This window comes from Candidatus Phyllobacterium onerii (assembly GCF_028331445.1).
GTDB classification, from domain to species: Bacteria; Pseudomonadota; Alphaproteobacteria; order Rhizobiales; family Rhizobiaceae; genus Phyllobacterium; species Phyllobacterium onerii.
Genome location: NZ_JAQMHX010000008.1, coordinates 21,836 through 36,900 on the forward strand (window position 1 = coordinate 21,836; position 15,065 = coordinate 36,900).

Below are 15,065 nucleotides of genomic sequence, written 5' to 3' on the forward strand. Positions count from 1 at the left end.
GGGGTGTGTCATGCGGGGATGCAGGGCAGTGATTTGGACCGAAGCCAATTCATCAAGGCGGCAGCGTCGTGCCCGATTGCTGGTGACGACGTCGATCGCCGGGTTGATGATGGCAAATATCGCGGTTGCCCAGGAAGCGCCCTCAATCCAGCTGAACACTATCGTCATCGATGGCGATACCAACCCTGTTGGACCTGACAAAGGTTATATCGCCAAGAATACGCTGACCGGCGCCAAGACTGACACGCCGATCCGTGAAATCCCCCAATCCATTTCCGTAGTTACCCGCGAGCAGATGGATGACCGGTTTTCAGATCAAATCGAGGATACGATTGCCTACACTTCCGGCGTGACGGCCTCACCTTGGGGCGTTGATGATCGCTTCGATCAGTTCCTGATCCGCGGCTTCGACATTGGCCCCTATGCCGTTTATCGCGACGGCCTGCCGCAAAAGGCCATCGACTTCTCTGGTTTCAAAGCCGAGCCATACGGCCTGGAACGGGTAGAGGTGCTCAAGGGGCCGGCATCCGTACTTTACGGCTCGAACGAGGTTGGCGGCATTGTCAACCTCGTGACCAAGCGGCCGACCCAGGACCCGCTTTACAGCGCATACGCCAGCTACGGATCTTTCAACACCTATGAGACGGGGATTGATTTGGGCGGTCCGCTCGACAAGGAAGGCGTTTGGACCTATCGCCTGACGGGTCTTTTCCGCGATGGGCAGACGCAAACGGATTTTTCCAAGAACAACCGGGTGTTCATCGCACCCGCAATCACCTGGTCACCCAGCGACGACACGTCGCTGACAATTCTCGCCAACTACCAGTGGGATGAACTGACGCCAAACACGTTCCTGCCTGTCGCCAATCCGGCCTTCCCGAACATTCCAAAATTCTCGCGCAGTTTCACCGCATCCGATCCGAATTTCGATCGGTTCGATGCAGACCATGGGTCCATCGGCTATGAATTCGAGCACAGCTTTAACGACGAGTGGAAAGTCTGGCAGAACCTCCGCTACTCGCAGCAGAAAACCGATTACAGGCATCTTTATTATTCCAGCATGATCGACGACGAAACGATGAACCGCACGGCGTTCACGGTTGACGAAACGGCAACGCTTTTCAGCGTCGATACCGGTGTTCAGTACGACTATGAGGGCAAACGCATCAAGAATACCCTGTTAATGGGCCTTTCATACGACCGCCAGACTGTTGATGGGCAGAATGGCTTCGATACCGGACCGAGCCTCGATATCACTGACCCCGTCTACGGCATCGATGTTCCCTCTCCTCCAATTTATCTTGATCGACGGGAGACCGTCGATCAGGTCGGACTCTACGCACAGACGCAGACCAAATTCGACGATCACTGGTTGCTTACTCTAGGTGGACGCCAGTCCTGGGTCGAAGACAAGACCTTTGACCGCTTGAGCAATTCAACCAGCGAGCAATCGGACAGTGCCTTCTCTGGAAAGGTAGGTCTCGGCTACTTGTTCGATAATGGCCTGACGCCTTACATCAGCTATTCCGAATCCTTCACGCCAACCATCGGTCAAAGCTTTGACGGACAGGCATTCTCGCCTTCCGAGGGCCAGCAATATGAAGCAGGCGTGAAATATGAACCGGATTATTTCCCGGGAACGGTTACCGGCTCGGTTTTCGAGATCACCAAATCCAATGTGCTGACGCCGGATCCGGACGATCCCAACTTCCAGGTCCAGACCGGGGAAGTCCGGCACCGCGGTTTCGAGCTCGAAACCGTCGTGAACCTCTTCCACGGCGTCAGCGTGACGGGCAGCTACACCTATCTTGATACCGAAATCACCTCGAGCAACGTCGAAGGTGAACTGGGTAACCGGCCGGCACTCGTACCGGAGCATCAGGCATCAATCTGGGCCAAATACACCTTCGAGAGCGGGACCCTCGAAGGCCTGAATATCGGTTCCGGTGTCCGCTACGTTGGCAGTTCCTTCGGTGACAACGCCAATCAGATCGAGGTCGGGTCCTATACTCTGGTGGATGCAGCTATCAGCTACGAGAAGAATGGCTGGAAGGGTTCACTCAAGGCGAGCAACGTTTTCGACAAGGAGTACTACGCGACGTGCGCTGGTGACGACAATGGCTCACCCATGTGCATCTACGGCGAGGGACGCGCCGTCAAAGCCATCCTTTCGGCCAAGTTCTAGCGAGTATGTGATGAACGGATCCGCCTTTTCGCTGAATGGTATCGGTTACGACGTTGATGGACGGACACTGCTCCATCCATTGACGCTGGACATTCCACGGGGCGAGGTGGTCGGTATCCTTGGCCACAACGGGTCCGGAAAATCCACGCTGCTGAAGATATTGGCGCGTTTTCAGTCGCCAACGCACGGCCGCGTCGAATGTCTGGGGCAGGCGCTGGGATCGTTCCGGTCCAAGGAATACGCCAGGAAGGTTGCCTATCTGCCGCAACAGACTCCCGACACCGACGGCATGACCGTAAGGGAAGTCGTTGCTCTTGGCCGCTATCCCTGGCACGGAGCGCTTGGACGTTTCTCCAGTAACGACAGGGCCAAGGTTGGCGAAGCACTGGAGCTGACATCCATGACAGCGATGGCCGATCGCATTGTCGATACTCTGTCCGGCGGTGAACGCCAACGTGCCTTCCTGGCGATGCTGGTTGCCCAGGACACCGAGTGCCTGCTTCTTGACGAGCCGATCTCGGCTCTCGACATCAATCATCAGATCGAAGTTATGCGCCTCATCCAGAAGCTGGCGCACGATCACGGTCGCTCCGTGCTTATCGTTCTGCATGACATCAACATGGCAGCGCGCTATTGCGACCGGTTGATTGCGCTTTCCAGCGGCAAGCTCGTGGCGCACGACGAGACCGAGACGCTGATCACTGTGGACAGGCTCGATGCGATCTATGGCGTGCGCATGGGGATATTCCGGCATCCGGAAACGCAAGCGCCCATCAGTTACGTCCTCTAAGCCAATGTCCTCAATACGCAGACGCGACTTTCTGTTTGGTGTGGCAGCAACTCTTGGTTGTTTGCCGGCAAAGGCACAGGGTGGAAGTGCTGCTCCGAGAGTCGTTTCGCTGGACTATGGTCTTGCGCAGACATTGATTGAACTTGGCGTGCCACCGATCGGGCTGATTGATACGACGGGATGGGCGAACTGGACAGTGGAACCAGCTTTGCCGCCAAACGTCGCCAATCTCGGTTCCTCTCATGAGATCAACATGGAGCTGCTACAGCTGTTGAGACCCGATGTGATTGTGTCGACACCGTATCTCGAATGGGTCAGGCCACAGCTGGAGCAGATCGCGCCGGTCAAATCGTTCCCCGTTCATGCACTCGGGACATCACCGTTTCCCCACATCATTGACGCGACCCAGGAACTCGGCCGTGTGCTCGGACGCGCGACAGAGGCGCAAGCGCTGATTGAGCGCTCGGAGATGGAATTGCGTGCAGCACGGGCGGCGACGAGCTATCTCGGCAAGGTCGCAGTGATTACCTTCATCGACGAACGCAATATCCGGATATACGGGCCCGGCGGCATTTTTCAGGATGTGTTCGACCGTCTTGGACTGGAAAATGCCTGGACGCGGCCAACCAACGAATGGGGATTCGGCGATATCGGTATGGCCGATCTGTTTGATATTGGCGACGCGCGGCTCTTTTACATGGATCCGGTACCACCGGATGTGCTCGCAAACTTGCCGGGTAGTCCCCTTTGGCAAAGCATGCCGTTCGTTCAGTCGGGACATGCCCAGCACATGGCAAGCGTGCTGATGTTTGGCACACTGCCTGCGGCAACCCGTTTTGCCCGATTGCTCGTCGAAGGCACCGCATGAGACATATTGCTGCCCGTCCATGGCTCACCACCGGCTTATTGTGGTGCATCGCCGCCGCCATCGCTGCGTTCAACCTCGGTCCTTTGATCAGCAGCACCGGAGTACGTGCTGTCTTTTCGCTGCCGTCAGCCGGTGACAGCCAGGCAGTCCTTCTGCACTATAGTGTTTTGCCACGGCTGGTGATGTCTTGCGTCTGCGGCTTGGCACTAGGATTATCCGGTGTTCTTTTCCAGCATGTGCTGCGCAATCCGCTCGCTTCACCTTCGACGTTGGGCGTGGAAGCAGGGGCCCAACTCGCGCTCGGCGTCGCGATGCTTTGGTTTCCGGCACTTCTCGGCTGGAGCCGGGATACGGCAACGGCTTTCGGTGGCTTTGCCGCGATGGCCGTCGTCTTTGCCGTCGCATGGCGATTCAAGTTCCAGCCGATTGCTGTCATCCTGACGGGCCTGGTTACCGGCCTCTACTGTACGGCAATCGTTACGCTGCTGACGTTGATGAACGACCACTATCTGTCAGGTCTATTCGTCTGGGGTGGCGGATCGTTGAACCAGAACGACTGGCGCTCCGTTGGGGAACTTTTCCCGAAAGTTGTCGGCTGTACTGTACTCGCGCTGCTGCTCATTCGGCAGCTGAGTGTCCTGACGCTTGGTGAGGCAGCGCAAGGACTTGGAGTCAAACTGCAATTTGTCAGGGCCGCTGCGCTGTTTGTCGCCGTGGCCCTGACGACGTTCACGGTCAGCGCTGTAGGTGTGATCGGCTTTCTCGGCCTTGCTGCGCCAGCGATCGCGAGGGCTATTGGCGCCCGGCGGATCAATACAAGGCTCATTGTTGCTCCGCTCATCGGCGCTGCGTTGCTGATCATCGTTGATCAGATCATGCAAATCTATACCGCAAAAACAGGAAGCTATGTTCCGACCGGTGCGGCGACTGCGCTGATCGGAGTGCCGGTACTTCTGTTCGTGATGTTGAAGCGTGGCGGTTCGCTGCAAACGGCGGTTCAAAGCGGATCGTCCCCCGCCGCGAGCAGCCGGGCCCTGGTCCTGATAGCGACGCTTGCGGGTCTCGTCTTGGCCGTAGCAATGGCCGCGATATTTGTCGGCAGGGGCGTCGACGGATCGTGGATAAGCAGCACAGGCGCGACACTGAAATCCCTGCTGCCATGGCGGCTGCCTCGACTCGTAGCTGCAACTTCCGCGGGCATCATGCTGGCGCTTGCCGGCAGCCTGTTGCAGCGACTGACTGGCAATGCCATGGCGAGTCCGGAGGTTCTGGGCGTCAGCGCCGGAACAGCGTTCGGATTGCTTTGTATCTTGTTTGTCGTATCAGAACCGACCATTAGCCATCGACTTGCCGGCGGGTTTTTGGGTGCCGGGACAGTTCTCGCTATCCTCTTCGCGATGAGCCGCGCGGCGCATTCCGGTAACCAGTTCCTTATGTTCGGTGTATCGCTGGGAGCATTTCTGACGGCGCTGATCTCTGTTGTGCTCGCCTCCGGCGACCCGCGAGCCCTGTCACTGATCAGCTGGATGGCCGGCTCTACCTATGGGGTCAGTAGTGCCATGTCATTGATAATATTGGCACTGGCCGTAGTCGGTGTCATCACGGTTATGCTCCTCGTTCGTCCGCTACAGCAATTCGCTTTGGGTGATCTATCGGCGCATTCACACGGCGTTGATGTGAAGAAGCTGCAGGTCCTGATCCTTGCCGTAGCCGCGCTGCTGACAGCCATGGCCACATTGATCGTGGGTCCGTTGAGCTTCGTCGGCCTGATGGCTCCGCATCTCGCCCAGCGGCTTGGGCTGACGCGCGGCCTGCCGCATTTGATGGGCTCGGCACTGTGCGGAGCCCTGCTCATGGCAACAGCCGACTTCATCGGTCGCACTGCCTATTTCCCGTGGCAACTGCCGACAGGGCTTGTCGCTACGCTGCTGGGCGGACCGGTGTTTGCGTTGCTACTTGTCCGCGGTCGCCCCTTGTCTAAGCTGCCCTAAGGGTCCGCTGACAGGCGCGGTGCGCGTCTTTGATCATGAAGTTGACGAGCGTTCTGGACACCCCCAGTTCTTCCGCAATATCCTTCTGTGGAATACCGTCTACGCGATGACGGACAAATGCGTCCTGGGTGCGCTTCGGCAGAGTGTTCAATGAGTTCAGTACTTCCCACAGAGTTTCAGTGCTCACCAGACAGTCGAGCGCGCTGACACTCGGGGCAGGGATGGAATCCATACCGTCGACGGGTGTCATGTTGAGCTTTTCATAGGACCGTTTGCGGGCTTCGTCCAAAGCCAGATTATAAACCATGCGGCAAGCATAGCCGACCGGACAACGGACGCAGCTTGACTGCATAGTGCATGCCTTAAGAACAGCATCATGAAATATATCTTCAGATTGCGTGGGGGAATGCAGAACGCCTTCGGCAATTTTCAGGAGCTTTGGCCTATATCGTATCAATATATCGACAAGGATATTGTCGTCATGTAGATTTATTTCTTTTCTCATTTTGGTATCTTCTTGATAGACGATTGCAATGAGGGATAAAATGGCTTTTGTCCGCGCATTTTAATTTAAAATGCTCGAGTAAAATTGCCAGCGATGTCGCGGGACAGCTATAAAATAATATGATAAAACGAGTCAAGTTATTAAGTCAAAATAGTTACATGCTGCTCCTACGCATCTTCTCGACGACCTCCAACAACCGGGCGCTCGCATGAAGCAAGAATCGGGTTGAATTCGCGCGCCGATTGCACGATTTTTATGGCAGTTGAAACGCGAGGGCCGTGCGATGGGCCATACAGTGCAGCATTATCTTATCTTCGAAACCGCGGGTGGCTTCTGCGGTATCGCCTGGAGCGATATCGGGATCACACGCTTTCAGTTACCGACAAAAAGCGCTGATGCAGCAGAACGGTTGCTGCTCCGCCGGATACCTGGCGCTGAACCTGGCCAGCCCTCTGAGCAGGTACTTCAAGCTGTGGCCGCGGCAAAACGCTATTTCGAGGGCGAAGAGATTGATTTTTTTGGGTTCAAGCTCGATTTGGGCGAGCAGGATGTTTTCTTCGAGCAGATATACGCTGCGGCACGGCAGTTGAGTTGGGGCCATACGACCACCTACGGTGCCTTGGCCAAGCAGCTTGGCGCAGGACCGGAAGCTGCACGTGATGTTGGTCAGGCCATGGCCAAGAACCCGGTGCCGTTGATTATTCCCTGCCATCGCGTATTGGCAGCCGGGGGCAAAGTCGGTGGTTTTTCCGCGCCTGGAGGCTCTGTCGCCAAAGCGCGCATGCTCGAGCTGGAAGGTGTTCATTTCGAATCACCGCAACCAGCGCAAAAGTCGTTTGGGTTCTAAATAGCGGGACGGGGCAGTCAGGCCCGACAGGGCGCTTGTCACATCCCTGCCGTTCAATAATCGATGATGCCTTCCAGCGCGTAATGTTTGACCGTCTTGCGGTTGGCGATGAGTTCTTCGACCGTGGGCCTGCCGGTCATTGCCCGGGAAATTGCGAGCTTTGTCGCTTCGTAATTGGTACGGTAAAGATCCTTGTGGTCAAGATTTTCGTCGTCGACGCAGCGGGGATCGAGCCAGACGGTAATGATCATGCAGAGTTCATCGGCTTGATCGCGGGGAAGAATATCTTCGATCAGACAGTCGACGATCGCATCGCCCATCGCCGCCTGTACGACCCCGCCAAGCAGTTCCGCATATGCCATGTTCTTGATTGTGACCTTGGTGGTCATCATCGTGGCAGGACGCACTGCCTGGTTGAGATCCCGCACCACGAACATACGGGTGTGACCCTTGACCTGTCCCATCATCGACGCAAACGCCTGTCCGACCGGACCCCTGACCGAGCCGATGACAACCTCGGGCATGGCGTCGGTCACCTGACCCTCCGCAGCCAAAACCGTTGCTTCACCCGTACGAAACCAAATACCAGTCATGTGCTTCCCTCTCGATTGCAGGCAGAACCTATCGGCATCGCCCATGCCGGTCCAGCGGACGAAAAGTCGCTCTTCGCGCCACGACAATACTGCGTGTGAATTGGATCAAACCACAGCCTCATTTCGAATCCACATATTGCCCCCTTGAGTTCGCGGCGCGATTCGAATAGGAATGACGCATCAGGCCGGGCCCCTCTGGCAGTTCTTGGAACTGCGATGTCGGACTGAGTGTTCAACTGGATGGCCTGGTTTCCTGGAATACAATCGACCGTAATTTTTTCACAGTTCAGTCCGCATTCCAAACGAAAGTGCAGATTGCCGTTGCTTTGTGATTTCGGATATTTCATGGAATTTGGGCGCCCCCAATTATGGAAAACGGGTACCACATGAGCGAACTTCTCAGTGCCAGCGCACTTTCAGCCCTACTCCAGGTCATCATGATGGATCTGGTCCTGGCCGGCGACAATGCAATCGTCATCGGCCTGGCCGCCGCTGGCCTGCCAAAGGATCAGCGCGCCAAAGCCATTCTTCTCGGTATTATCGCAGCCACGGTGCTGCGCATCATTTTTGCGATCGCCACCACCCAACTGTTGCAGATCATTGGTCTGTTGCTTGCGGGCGGTATCCTCCTGCTTTGGGTTTGCTGGAAAATGTGGCGGGAGCTTCGCACCAGCCATGCTGAAGAGACCGAAGCCAATGAGGCGCTTTTACGGGGGGATATCGATGGTGATGGGCAAATTGCTGCGGGTGCTCCGCGCAAGACTTTCGCGCAAGCTGCATGGCAGATCGTCATCGCGGATGTTTCGATGTCACTCGACAATGTGCTGGCTGTAGCCGGCGCTGCGCGTGATCATATTGAAATACTTGTCTTTGGCTTGATCCTGTCGATCGCCCTTATGGGTATTGCCGCAAGCTTCATTGCGCGCTTGCTTCAGCGTCACCGCTGGATCGCCTATGTTGGTCTTCTGATCATTCTCTACGTGTCGCTGGAAATGATTTATCGCGGAGCCAATGAGGTCTTCGCATACGCCAGTGTCTGATTGATTTGCCGGCGGGGCATTGCGCCGCCGGCAATTCGACTATCGGATTACGGCCCTTGTTGCCGACCCTGCTAAAGCCTAGGTTTCAAGGATGCGGGTCCGGTATCGTCTGAACAATGCAACACTATAAAAAGCCGTGGAGTGGATGGGGCGCACTAGCGTCTGTTGCCCTGCATCTATCGGTGGCATTTCTGTTGCTGTTCCGCTTGACCGAGGCGCTGCCAAAGCCACCGGAAGAAGCTATCAAGGTAGAGGTCGTGCCTCCGGCGCCGCCCAAGCCGCCGGAGAAGACGCAAAACAAGCCAGCCGAGAGCAAGCCACAACCGGCGGCACCACTATCTCCGCCGCCGCCACAGGCGTTCGAGTCCGCCCTGGCCAAAACCGACGAGAAGGTGATCGAACCGCAGCTGCCTCCCGAAGAGCAAGAGGCGCCTCAAAGTGCCGATTCAACACCGCAGGATGCGTCTCCGGCAAAGCCAGAGACGGAGACGGAACCGCTCGCAGAAAAGGCGCCGTCCGCCACCAAGCCTGACTTGCCAAAGCTTGATCTTCCCGTGACGGACAGAGGCGACGTACCGCGCAAGGACGAAGCTCCGACGGCGGAACAGGTAGCGGATGCAAAAGCACTCGCGCAAAGTGAGAAGGCACTTGCACCGAAGAAGCCGGCGGAGGCGAAAAGCGGCAAGCAGAAGCCACTCAAACTTACCCGAGCGAAGAAACTGTTTTCACCCGACGCATTGTCCGATCCGAGGGTGAGACAGGCCATAGGCAACCTCCCGATAAACCGGAGGATCACGCAGTTGTGCGGGATTGAAGCAATGGAACAGGTCCGCAACCAAAGGCCTGATGCCGACTTGCTGGCATATAGCCCGTCCGGCCGAACCATCGCGAGCGGTACATTGAGTTCCCGGGAGGGGGCATTTCGAAACAGGTCCAACTGGTACAATCTGGACTTCAAATGCCAGGTCGATGCGGCAGCGATGAAAGTCGTTTCCTTCAGTTTCGGGATCGGCAACCCGGTACCAAGAAACGATTGGCCAGCGCGCAAGCTGCCAGTAGACTAGGTTCCGGCGACTGTGGCGTGAGGCGACTTGGAACCTCACGCAGAGATGCGGATTGAAAGCAATCCAGCCCGATCACGGACCTTTGCGGTTATCGCTGAATGAAGCCGATTGGATCCCCTTTCCGCTGTTGTGATTGCGGATGCCATCCGCACCAATTCGTCGGAAGCGATCAGATCAGTTGAATATGCTCTCGTCATCTGCTCAAGGCGGCTGGCAGTATTTACCGTATCGCCGAACACGCTCATTCGACTTTCGGACAAACCGGGGATCTGACCCAGAACAACTGGTCCGGCATGAAGGCCCACACCAATATTCAAACCCGGTCTCCTGGAACTATCTTCGCGGTTCCAGGCTTCCACTGACTCAAGCATTGCAAACCCGCATCGGAGCGCTTTCGACGCTACAGCGGACGGAGTGCCGCACCACGCCGCCATGACCTCGTCGCCGGTGTTCGTGATCACAGTCGCAGAGAATCCTGAGACGACCTGTGCCATCCGCCGGTGAAATGTTGAAAGAGCGTGGAATGCCGAGGGTAAATCTACGGCCTGGCAAAAACGTGTGAAGCCTTTGATATCCGCAAAAAGCGCAGAGGCGAAAACCAATTTCGCATCGCGGCTATCCATTTCGAAAGGGGTAGGACAATGGCTGCGGCCAGCGTGATTTTCAACGCGTAACATTTTGACATCCTCATTTGTGAATCTGCAAGAGATCTGCATATCCAGTTATGAGGGTATATTGCTCGCGAGATGTCGCAGAGGTTTGTCGGAAGACACGCGTTTTTGACCCCACCCGTAACGATTGGGTACCTTGCTACATTTCGATACATATATTTCAGGAAATTCGTTGAGCAGCGGGAAGCGCAACAACCACCTTTAATCCGCTACCGCTGTTGTGAAGAGCGATCTCCCCTCCGTGATGATGAATGATTGCCCGCGCAATTGACAGGCCGAGGCCGACCCCGCCGGTTTCCCGGTTGCGGGATTGCTCCAGCCGGAAAAACGGAGCGAATACGTCCTCGAATGCGGTTTCCGGTATGCCTGGTCCATCATCCTCGACAATGATGTCGATGCCCTCGTGCCGCTTCCCGACGCTGACGCGCGCCCTTTCGCCATAGCGGACAGCATTTTCGATTAGATTGCGGAAGGCACGTCGCAAAGCATCGGGTCGGCATCGGTAGACTATCTTTTCGCCTTCAAGAAACTTGACGTCCTGACCGAGCTCCGCCATGTCGTCGCAAATGCTCTCGACTAGCGCAGAGATATTCATGGCACGTGTGTTCTCAACCGTGCCTTCCTCGCGCGCAAACGCCAAGGCCGCTTCCGTCATCGTCTGTATCTCGTCTATGGTCGCGAGCATTCGCTGTTGCACGTCCGGTTCTGTGACAAATTCCGCCCTCAGGCGAAGCGATGTAAGTGGCGTTCGCAGATCATGACCAATGGCGGCCAGCATCCGGGTTCGGTCCTCGACAAAACGATGCAAACGACATTGCATGCGATTGAATGCTTCGGCAGTCTGGCGGATATCGTCAGGTCCTCCTTCCGGAAGCGGTTGTACACTTTCACCGCGCCCCAAGGCTTCAGCTGCCATGGCGAGGCGACGCATCGGACTTGCGATCTGCCTGGCCACGATGACACCGATCAGCGAAAGAATTGCAGCTGTTATACCAAGGGACGACAGAGACTGGACGTTCCAAATGGAATTTGGAACCGATTTGGCATAGGCCGTGTTCAACCAGGTACCATCGCTTAGTTCAACGGCCAGCCCCATTCCGTTTGAATGGCCGAGATAGAGAAATTTTGCTGGCTGCGGTATCGTCCAGACATGCGGACCAAGTGTAGTCCATGAATCAAATTGTGCAGCCAGCGCCTGGAAGGGCGAAGGTTCAGGCCGCGCAGTTTCTGCGGCGGTTGATGTAGCTGCTCCAGGCATCTTGAACTTCAAGGCTTTTAGATTTGGCATGGGTTTTGACAATTGCGCCCATGCCTCGCGACGCCACGCGTCCGCGTCCGCCGGAGCTTGAGAGGATAGCCAGAACCGGCTGTAGGCGGTGCCAGTTGCATCCAGGACATCGTTGCGAAACGCCGTTGGTATGGTTTCGAGCAGCGTTGCAAGGGAAGCCGTTCGGCTGAAAAACTCTGCCTTCGCGGCCGCCTGCAGTGCTTTACCCCGCTCATCCCACGAGACGAAGAAACTGAGTGCCTGGGAGAGCGCGAGCGCGAGCAGCATCAAGCCTATGAATTGTGCGGCCAGACTGCGCTTCCACCACCGTTTCATGCCCGCTCCACCTCTGCGCAAAGACTGTAGCCACCGCCCCAGTGTGTCTTGATAATTGAAGGATTCTTGGGATCGACCTCGACTTTTTTACGTAACCGGCTGACCTGGTTGTCTATGCTCCGGTCGAATGAATCGGCGCTGCGACCAACGGTCAGATCCATAAGCTGATCGCGGCTGAGCACCATTCCGGGATGTTCGAGAAAGGCCTTGAGTAACCGAAATTCTGCCGTACTGAGCGGGACGCCAACGCCGTCCCCCCCAAGTAGTTCCCGGCGTCCGACATCCAGACTCCAGCGCTCGAAACTGATCGTCTTTGCCTTGGGCATTTCGCGCTGTGGCGGCAGGCTATTGACCCGCCGTAAGACGGCCCTGATCCGTGCGAGCAGCTCACGTGGATTAAAGGGTTTGATAAGATAGTCGTCGGCTCCAAGCTCCAGACCAATAATGCGGTCCGTATCATCGGCCATGGCAGTCAGGAAAATGATCGGCAACTCCGTCGAACGCCGCAAGTGCCGGCAAACGGACAAGCCGTCTTCCCCCGGCATCATGATATCAAGAATGATAAGGTCCAGAGCGTTGCGTTCGAGCAGTCGTCTCAGTGCAGACCCGCTTTCAGCCACGCTGATGCGATATCCCTGCTGAGTGAGATATTTGCCAACAAGGTCGCGGATATCCCGGTGATCGTCGACTACTGCGATATGGGGTACGGATTCCATCGGCCACGTCCCTGACTTTGATGCACACGCGTGAAATATCACCCGAAGTAGTTTTCCGGTATCCGGAAAATTGTATCAAAGTTTGTCAAGCAATATCGAGTTGGCTACCTGGCCGTCGCGTTGATGCTGCTAATTTGTAGCGAAATGTCCCGTCACGCAATCCTGCGATACTTTGCGACAACTCTGCCCTTGGTACGGCACAACTCTGCGACAAACCGCAAATACGCTGTCTGATGTCAATGAAACAGTCCATCGACTAATCAGAAAGCGAGATCGTCATGAACAAATATCTGATCGCCGCCATCGCAACAGTGGGTATTGCGTTCTCAGCCGGAACTGCGCTTGCGTGCCAGAAGCTCAACTCCGCCAATACGCAAACAGAGCAGGCTCCGCAAACACCATCAAGCTCCGATACGAAGCAGCAGCCAGGCTGATGATTTAGTCCTGAACTCCCATATCGAAAAGCTCGTGCCGGCGGGGCATCGGTCTGCCGGTACGTCCCTTGATCGTTGGCATCTCCCAGGAGTGGAAGCAATGAATGAAGAGTCTCAAAAAACGGGTCCGACACGCCGAACCGTTCTGGAATCCGGTGCCGCGGCTGGATTCTTCCTCGCAACTGGATTGCCAGCGACGGGCCAAAAAATACCTACCACTGGGGATGACGATGCCGGCATAAGGGTCGTTGATCCGGTGGAATTGACGCTGAACATCAATTTGCGCAACTATTCTGTTGGCGTCGATCCCCGTACGACAATACTCGATGTGCTGCGAAATCATCTTGGTCTGACCGGTTCCAAGAAAGGTTGCGATCATGGACAGTGTGGAGCGTGCACCGTGCTGGTCAACGGCCAACGGATCAATTCCTGCCTCACGCTGGCAGTAATGCATGACGGTGACGTTATCACGACCATCGAGGGCCTTGCGAAGGGCACTGATCTCCATCCCATGCAGGCTGCATTCATTGCACATGATGGATTTCAATGCGGATACTGCACGCCCGGCCAGATTTGCTCGGCCGTCGGCATGCTGCAAGAAGCGGCAGCTGGCTGGCCAAGCCATGTCAGCGAAACGCTTTCCAAACCGAACGTCTCCTTGACTGATGCGGAGATACGCGAGCGCATGAGTGGAAATATCTGTCGGTGCTCCGCATACCCCAATATTGTCGCTGCGATCCGCGACGTAGCCGGAGAGGTTTGAACATGAAACCTTTCACCTATCAAAGGGCAGGCGAACTGCGCGACGCATTGGCAGGTGCCGCTGGTACAGCAAACGCCAAATTCATCAGTGGCGGCACAAATTTGCTCGATCTCATGAAGCTGGAAATCGAACGGCCAGCCCATCTCGTCGACATCAACCATCTGCCCTTTAATGGAATTGAAGAGACGGCAGAGGGTGGCCTACGTATCGGTGCACAAGTGCGTAACAGCACGCTCGCCGCCGATTCACGCATAAGATCGGATTACCCGGTCCTGGCACAAGCACTGCTCGCGGGTGCTTCCGCGCAAATCCGCAACAAGGCGTCGACAGGTGGCAACCTGCTGCAGAGGACGCGTTGTTACTACTTCTATGATCGCAATATGCCTTGCAACAAGCGCAAGCCTGGTTCCGGGTGTGCGGCACTCCATGGCTTCAACCGTATGCACGCGGTGCTTGGATCAAGCGACACCTGTATTGCCGTGCATCCGTCGGATATGGCGGTTGCCATGACGCTGCTCGATGCATCTGTGGAGACCATGGACACCGAAGGCGTTACACGACAAATCCCTATCGGCGATCTACACCGACTGCCCGGAACAACGCCCGATATCGAAACACAGCTCAAGCCTGGGGAAATGATAACGGCGGTTATCCTGCCGCCGGTCCAGCCCGGGAGGCATATCTACCGCAAGGTTCGTGACCGGGCATCCTATGCCTTCGCACTCGTATCGGTCGCAGCAATTGTCGACGTTGCAGGCGAGACAATTACAGGCGCGCGGTTTGCACTGGGCGGCGTTGCCGCCAAACCATGGCGCACTCCCGAAGCCGAGGCAATCCTGCTCGGCGAGAAGGTTTCGACCGAAGTTTTTCAACGGGCGGCAGAGATCGCTTTGGCAAATGCCATCGGTCGTGGCGGGAACGACTTCAAAATCCCCTTGGCAAAGCGGACGGTACAACACGCGCTTGCTGCTGCTTCACAACGTGGATGAGGAAGA

At 56.2% G+C, this 15,065-nt stretch carries 15 protein-coding genes; 10 read left to right on the top strand and 5 right to left on the bottom strand.

Annotated features, from left to right (window positions below; all coding sequences use genetic code 11):
* The first annotated feature begins 28 nt into the window (after positions 1-28).
* From PHA01_RS18460 to fhuB, 4 genes are read left to right on the top strand one after another with little or no spacing between them, the layout of a single operon-like run.
* A complete protein-coding gene (locus tag PHA01_RS18460; RefSeq protein ID WP_271897846.1) occupies positions 29-2,185 on the top strand; it encodes a TonB-dependent siderophore receptor in 2,157 nt (718 codons plus the stop codon).
* Positions 2,186-2,195: 10 nt separating this feature from the next.
* Positions 2,196-2,975, top strand: a complete 780-nt coding sequence (locus PHA01_RS18465; RefSeq protein ID WP_271897847.1) for an ATP-binding cassette domain-containing protein — start codon at positions 2,196-2,198, stop codon at positions 2,973-2,975.
* A 4-nt stretch (positions 2,976-2,979) separates the two neighbouring features.
* Positions 2,980-3,843: an iron-siderophore ABC transporter substrate-binding protein gene (locus PHA01_RS18470; RefSeq protein WP_271897848.1), complete on the top strand. Its 864-nt coding sequence runs from the start codon at positions 2,980-2,982 to the stop codon at positions 3,841-3,843.
* Entirely contained in the window at positions 3,840-5,834 is a 1,995-nt protein-coding gene (gene fhuB / locus PHA01_RS18475; protein WP_271897849.1) for a Fe(3+)-hydroxamate ABC transporter permease FhuB, read from the top strand. Before PHA01_RS18470 ends, fhuB begins: the two co-directional genes overlap by 4 nt.
* Here fhuB and PHA01_RS18480 read toward each other — a convergent pair.
* Positions 5,821-6,339 carry a sigma-70 family RNA polymerase sigma factor gene (locus PHA01_RS18480; protein ID WP_271897850.1) on the bottom strand — a complete coding sequence of 173 codons (519 nt, stop codon included), beginning with the start codon at positions 6,337-6,339 and terminating at the stop codon, positions 5,821-5,823. The genes fhuB and PHA01_RS18480 overlap by 14 nt on opposite strands.
* Positions 6,340-6,622: 283 nt before the next feature.
* Between PHA01_RS18480 and PHA01_RS18485 the strand changes: the two genes are divergently transcribed.
* Positions 6,623-7,186 (top strand): methylated-DNA--[protein]-cysteine S-methyltransferase, encoded by a 564-nt coding sequence (locus PHA01_RS18485; RefSeq protein ID WP_271897851.1) that lies wholly within the window; start codon positions 6,623-6,625, stop codon positions 7,184-7,186.
* A gap of 53 nt (positions 7,187-7,239) precedes the next feature.
* On the opposite strand, the gene fae is transcribed toward PHA01_RS18485, so the two are convergent.
* Positions 7,240-7,779: a formaldehyde-activating enzyme gene (gene fae / locus PHA01_RS18490; protein WP_271897852.1), complete on the bottom strand. Its 540-nt coding sequence runs from the start codon at positions 7,777-7,779 to the stop codon at positions 7,240-7,242.
* A gap of 386 nt (positions 7,780-8,165) precedes the next feature.
* Between fae and PHA01_RS18495 the strand changes: the two genes are divergently transcribed.
* Both PHA01_RS18495 and PHA01_RS18500 read left to right on the top strand, forming a co-directional pair.
* A complete protein-coding gene (locus PHA01_RS18495) occupies positions 8,166-8,819 on the top strand; it encodes a TerC family protein (RefSeq protein WP_271897853.1) in 654 nt (217 codons plus the stop codon).
* Between the two features lie 116 nt (positions 8,820-8,935).
* On the top strand, positions 8,936-9,883 hold the full coding sequence (locus PHA01_RS18500) for a DUF930 domain-containing protein (RefSeq protein ID WP_271897854.1): 948 nt from the start codon (positions 8,936-8,938) through the stop codon (positions 9,881-9,883).
* A gap of 35 nt (positions 9,884-9,918) precedes the next feature.
* Here PHA01_RS18500 and PHA01_RS29430 read toward each other — a convergent pair whose 3' ends face one another.
* The 3 genes from PHA01_RS29430 to PHA01_RS18510 form a co-directional block, all read right to left on the bottom strand.
* Positions 9,919-10,599: an adenylate/guanylate cyclase domain-containing protein gene (locus PHA01_RS29430; RefSeq protein ID WP_417020983.1), complete on the bottom strand. Its 681-nt coding sequence runs from the start codon at positions 10,597-10,599 to the stop codon at positions 9,919-9,921.
* Between the two features lie 115 nt (positions 10,600-10,714).
* On the bottom strand, positions 10,715-12,157 hold the full coding sequence (locus PHA01_RS18505) for a sensor histidine kinase (protein WP_271897855.1): 1,443 nt from the start codon (positions 12,155-12,157) through the stop codon (positions 10,715-10,717).
* Positions 12,154-12,873, bottom strand: a complete 720-nt coding sequence (locus tag PHA01_RS18510) for a response regulator (RefSeq protein WP_271897856.1) — start codon at positions 12,871-12,873, stop codon at positions 12,154-12,156. Before PHA01_RS18510 ends, PHA01_RS18505 begins: the two co-directional genes overlap by 4 nt.
* Before the next feature lie 278 nt (positions 12,874-13,151).
* On the opposite strand from PHA01_RS18510, the gene PHA01_RS18515 reads away from it, so the two are divergent.
* The 3 genes from PHA01_RS18515 (at position 13,152) to PHA01_RS18525 (ending at position 15,059) form a co-directional block, all read left to right on the top strand.
* Positions 13,152-13,307, top strand: coding sequence for a hypothetical protein (locus PHA01_RS18515; protein ID WP_262290408.1), 156 nt, complete (start codon positions 13,152-13,154; stop codon positions 13,305-13,307).
* 100 nt (positions 13,308-13,407) lie between these two features.
* Positions 13,408-14,070, top strand: coding sequence for a 2Fe-2S iron-sulfur cluster-binding protein (locus PHA01_RS18520; RefSeq protein ID WP_271897857.1), 663 nt, complete (start codon positions 13,408-13,410; stop codon positions 14,068-14,070).
* A gap of 2 nt (positions 14,071-14,072) precedes the next feature.
* A complete protein-coding gene (locus PHA01_RS18525; protein ID WP_271897858.1) occupies positions 14,073-15,059 on the top strand; it encodes an FAD binding domain-containing protein in 987 nt (328 codons plus the stop codon).
* The last annotated feature ends 6 nt before the right edge of the window (positions 15,060-15,065 follow it).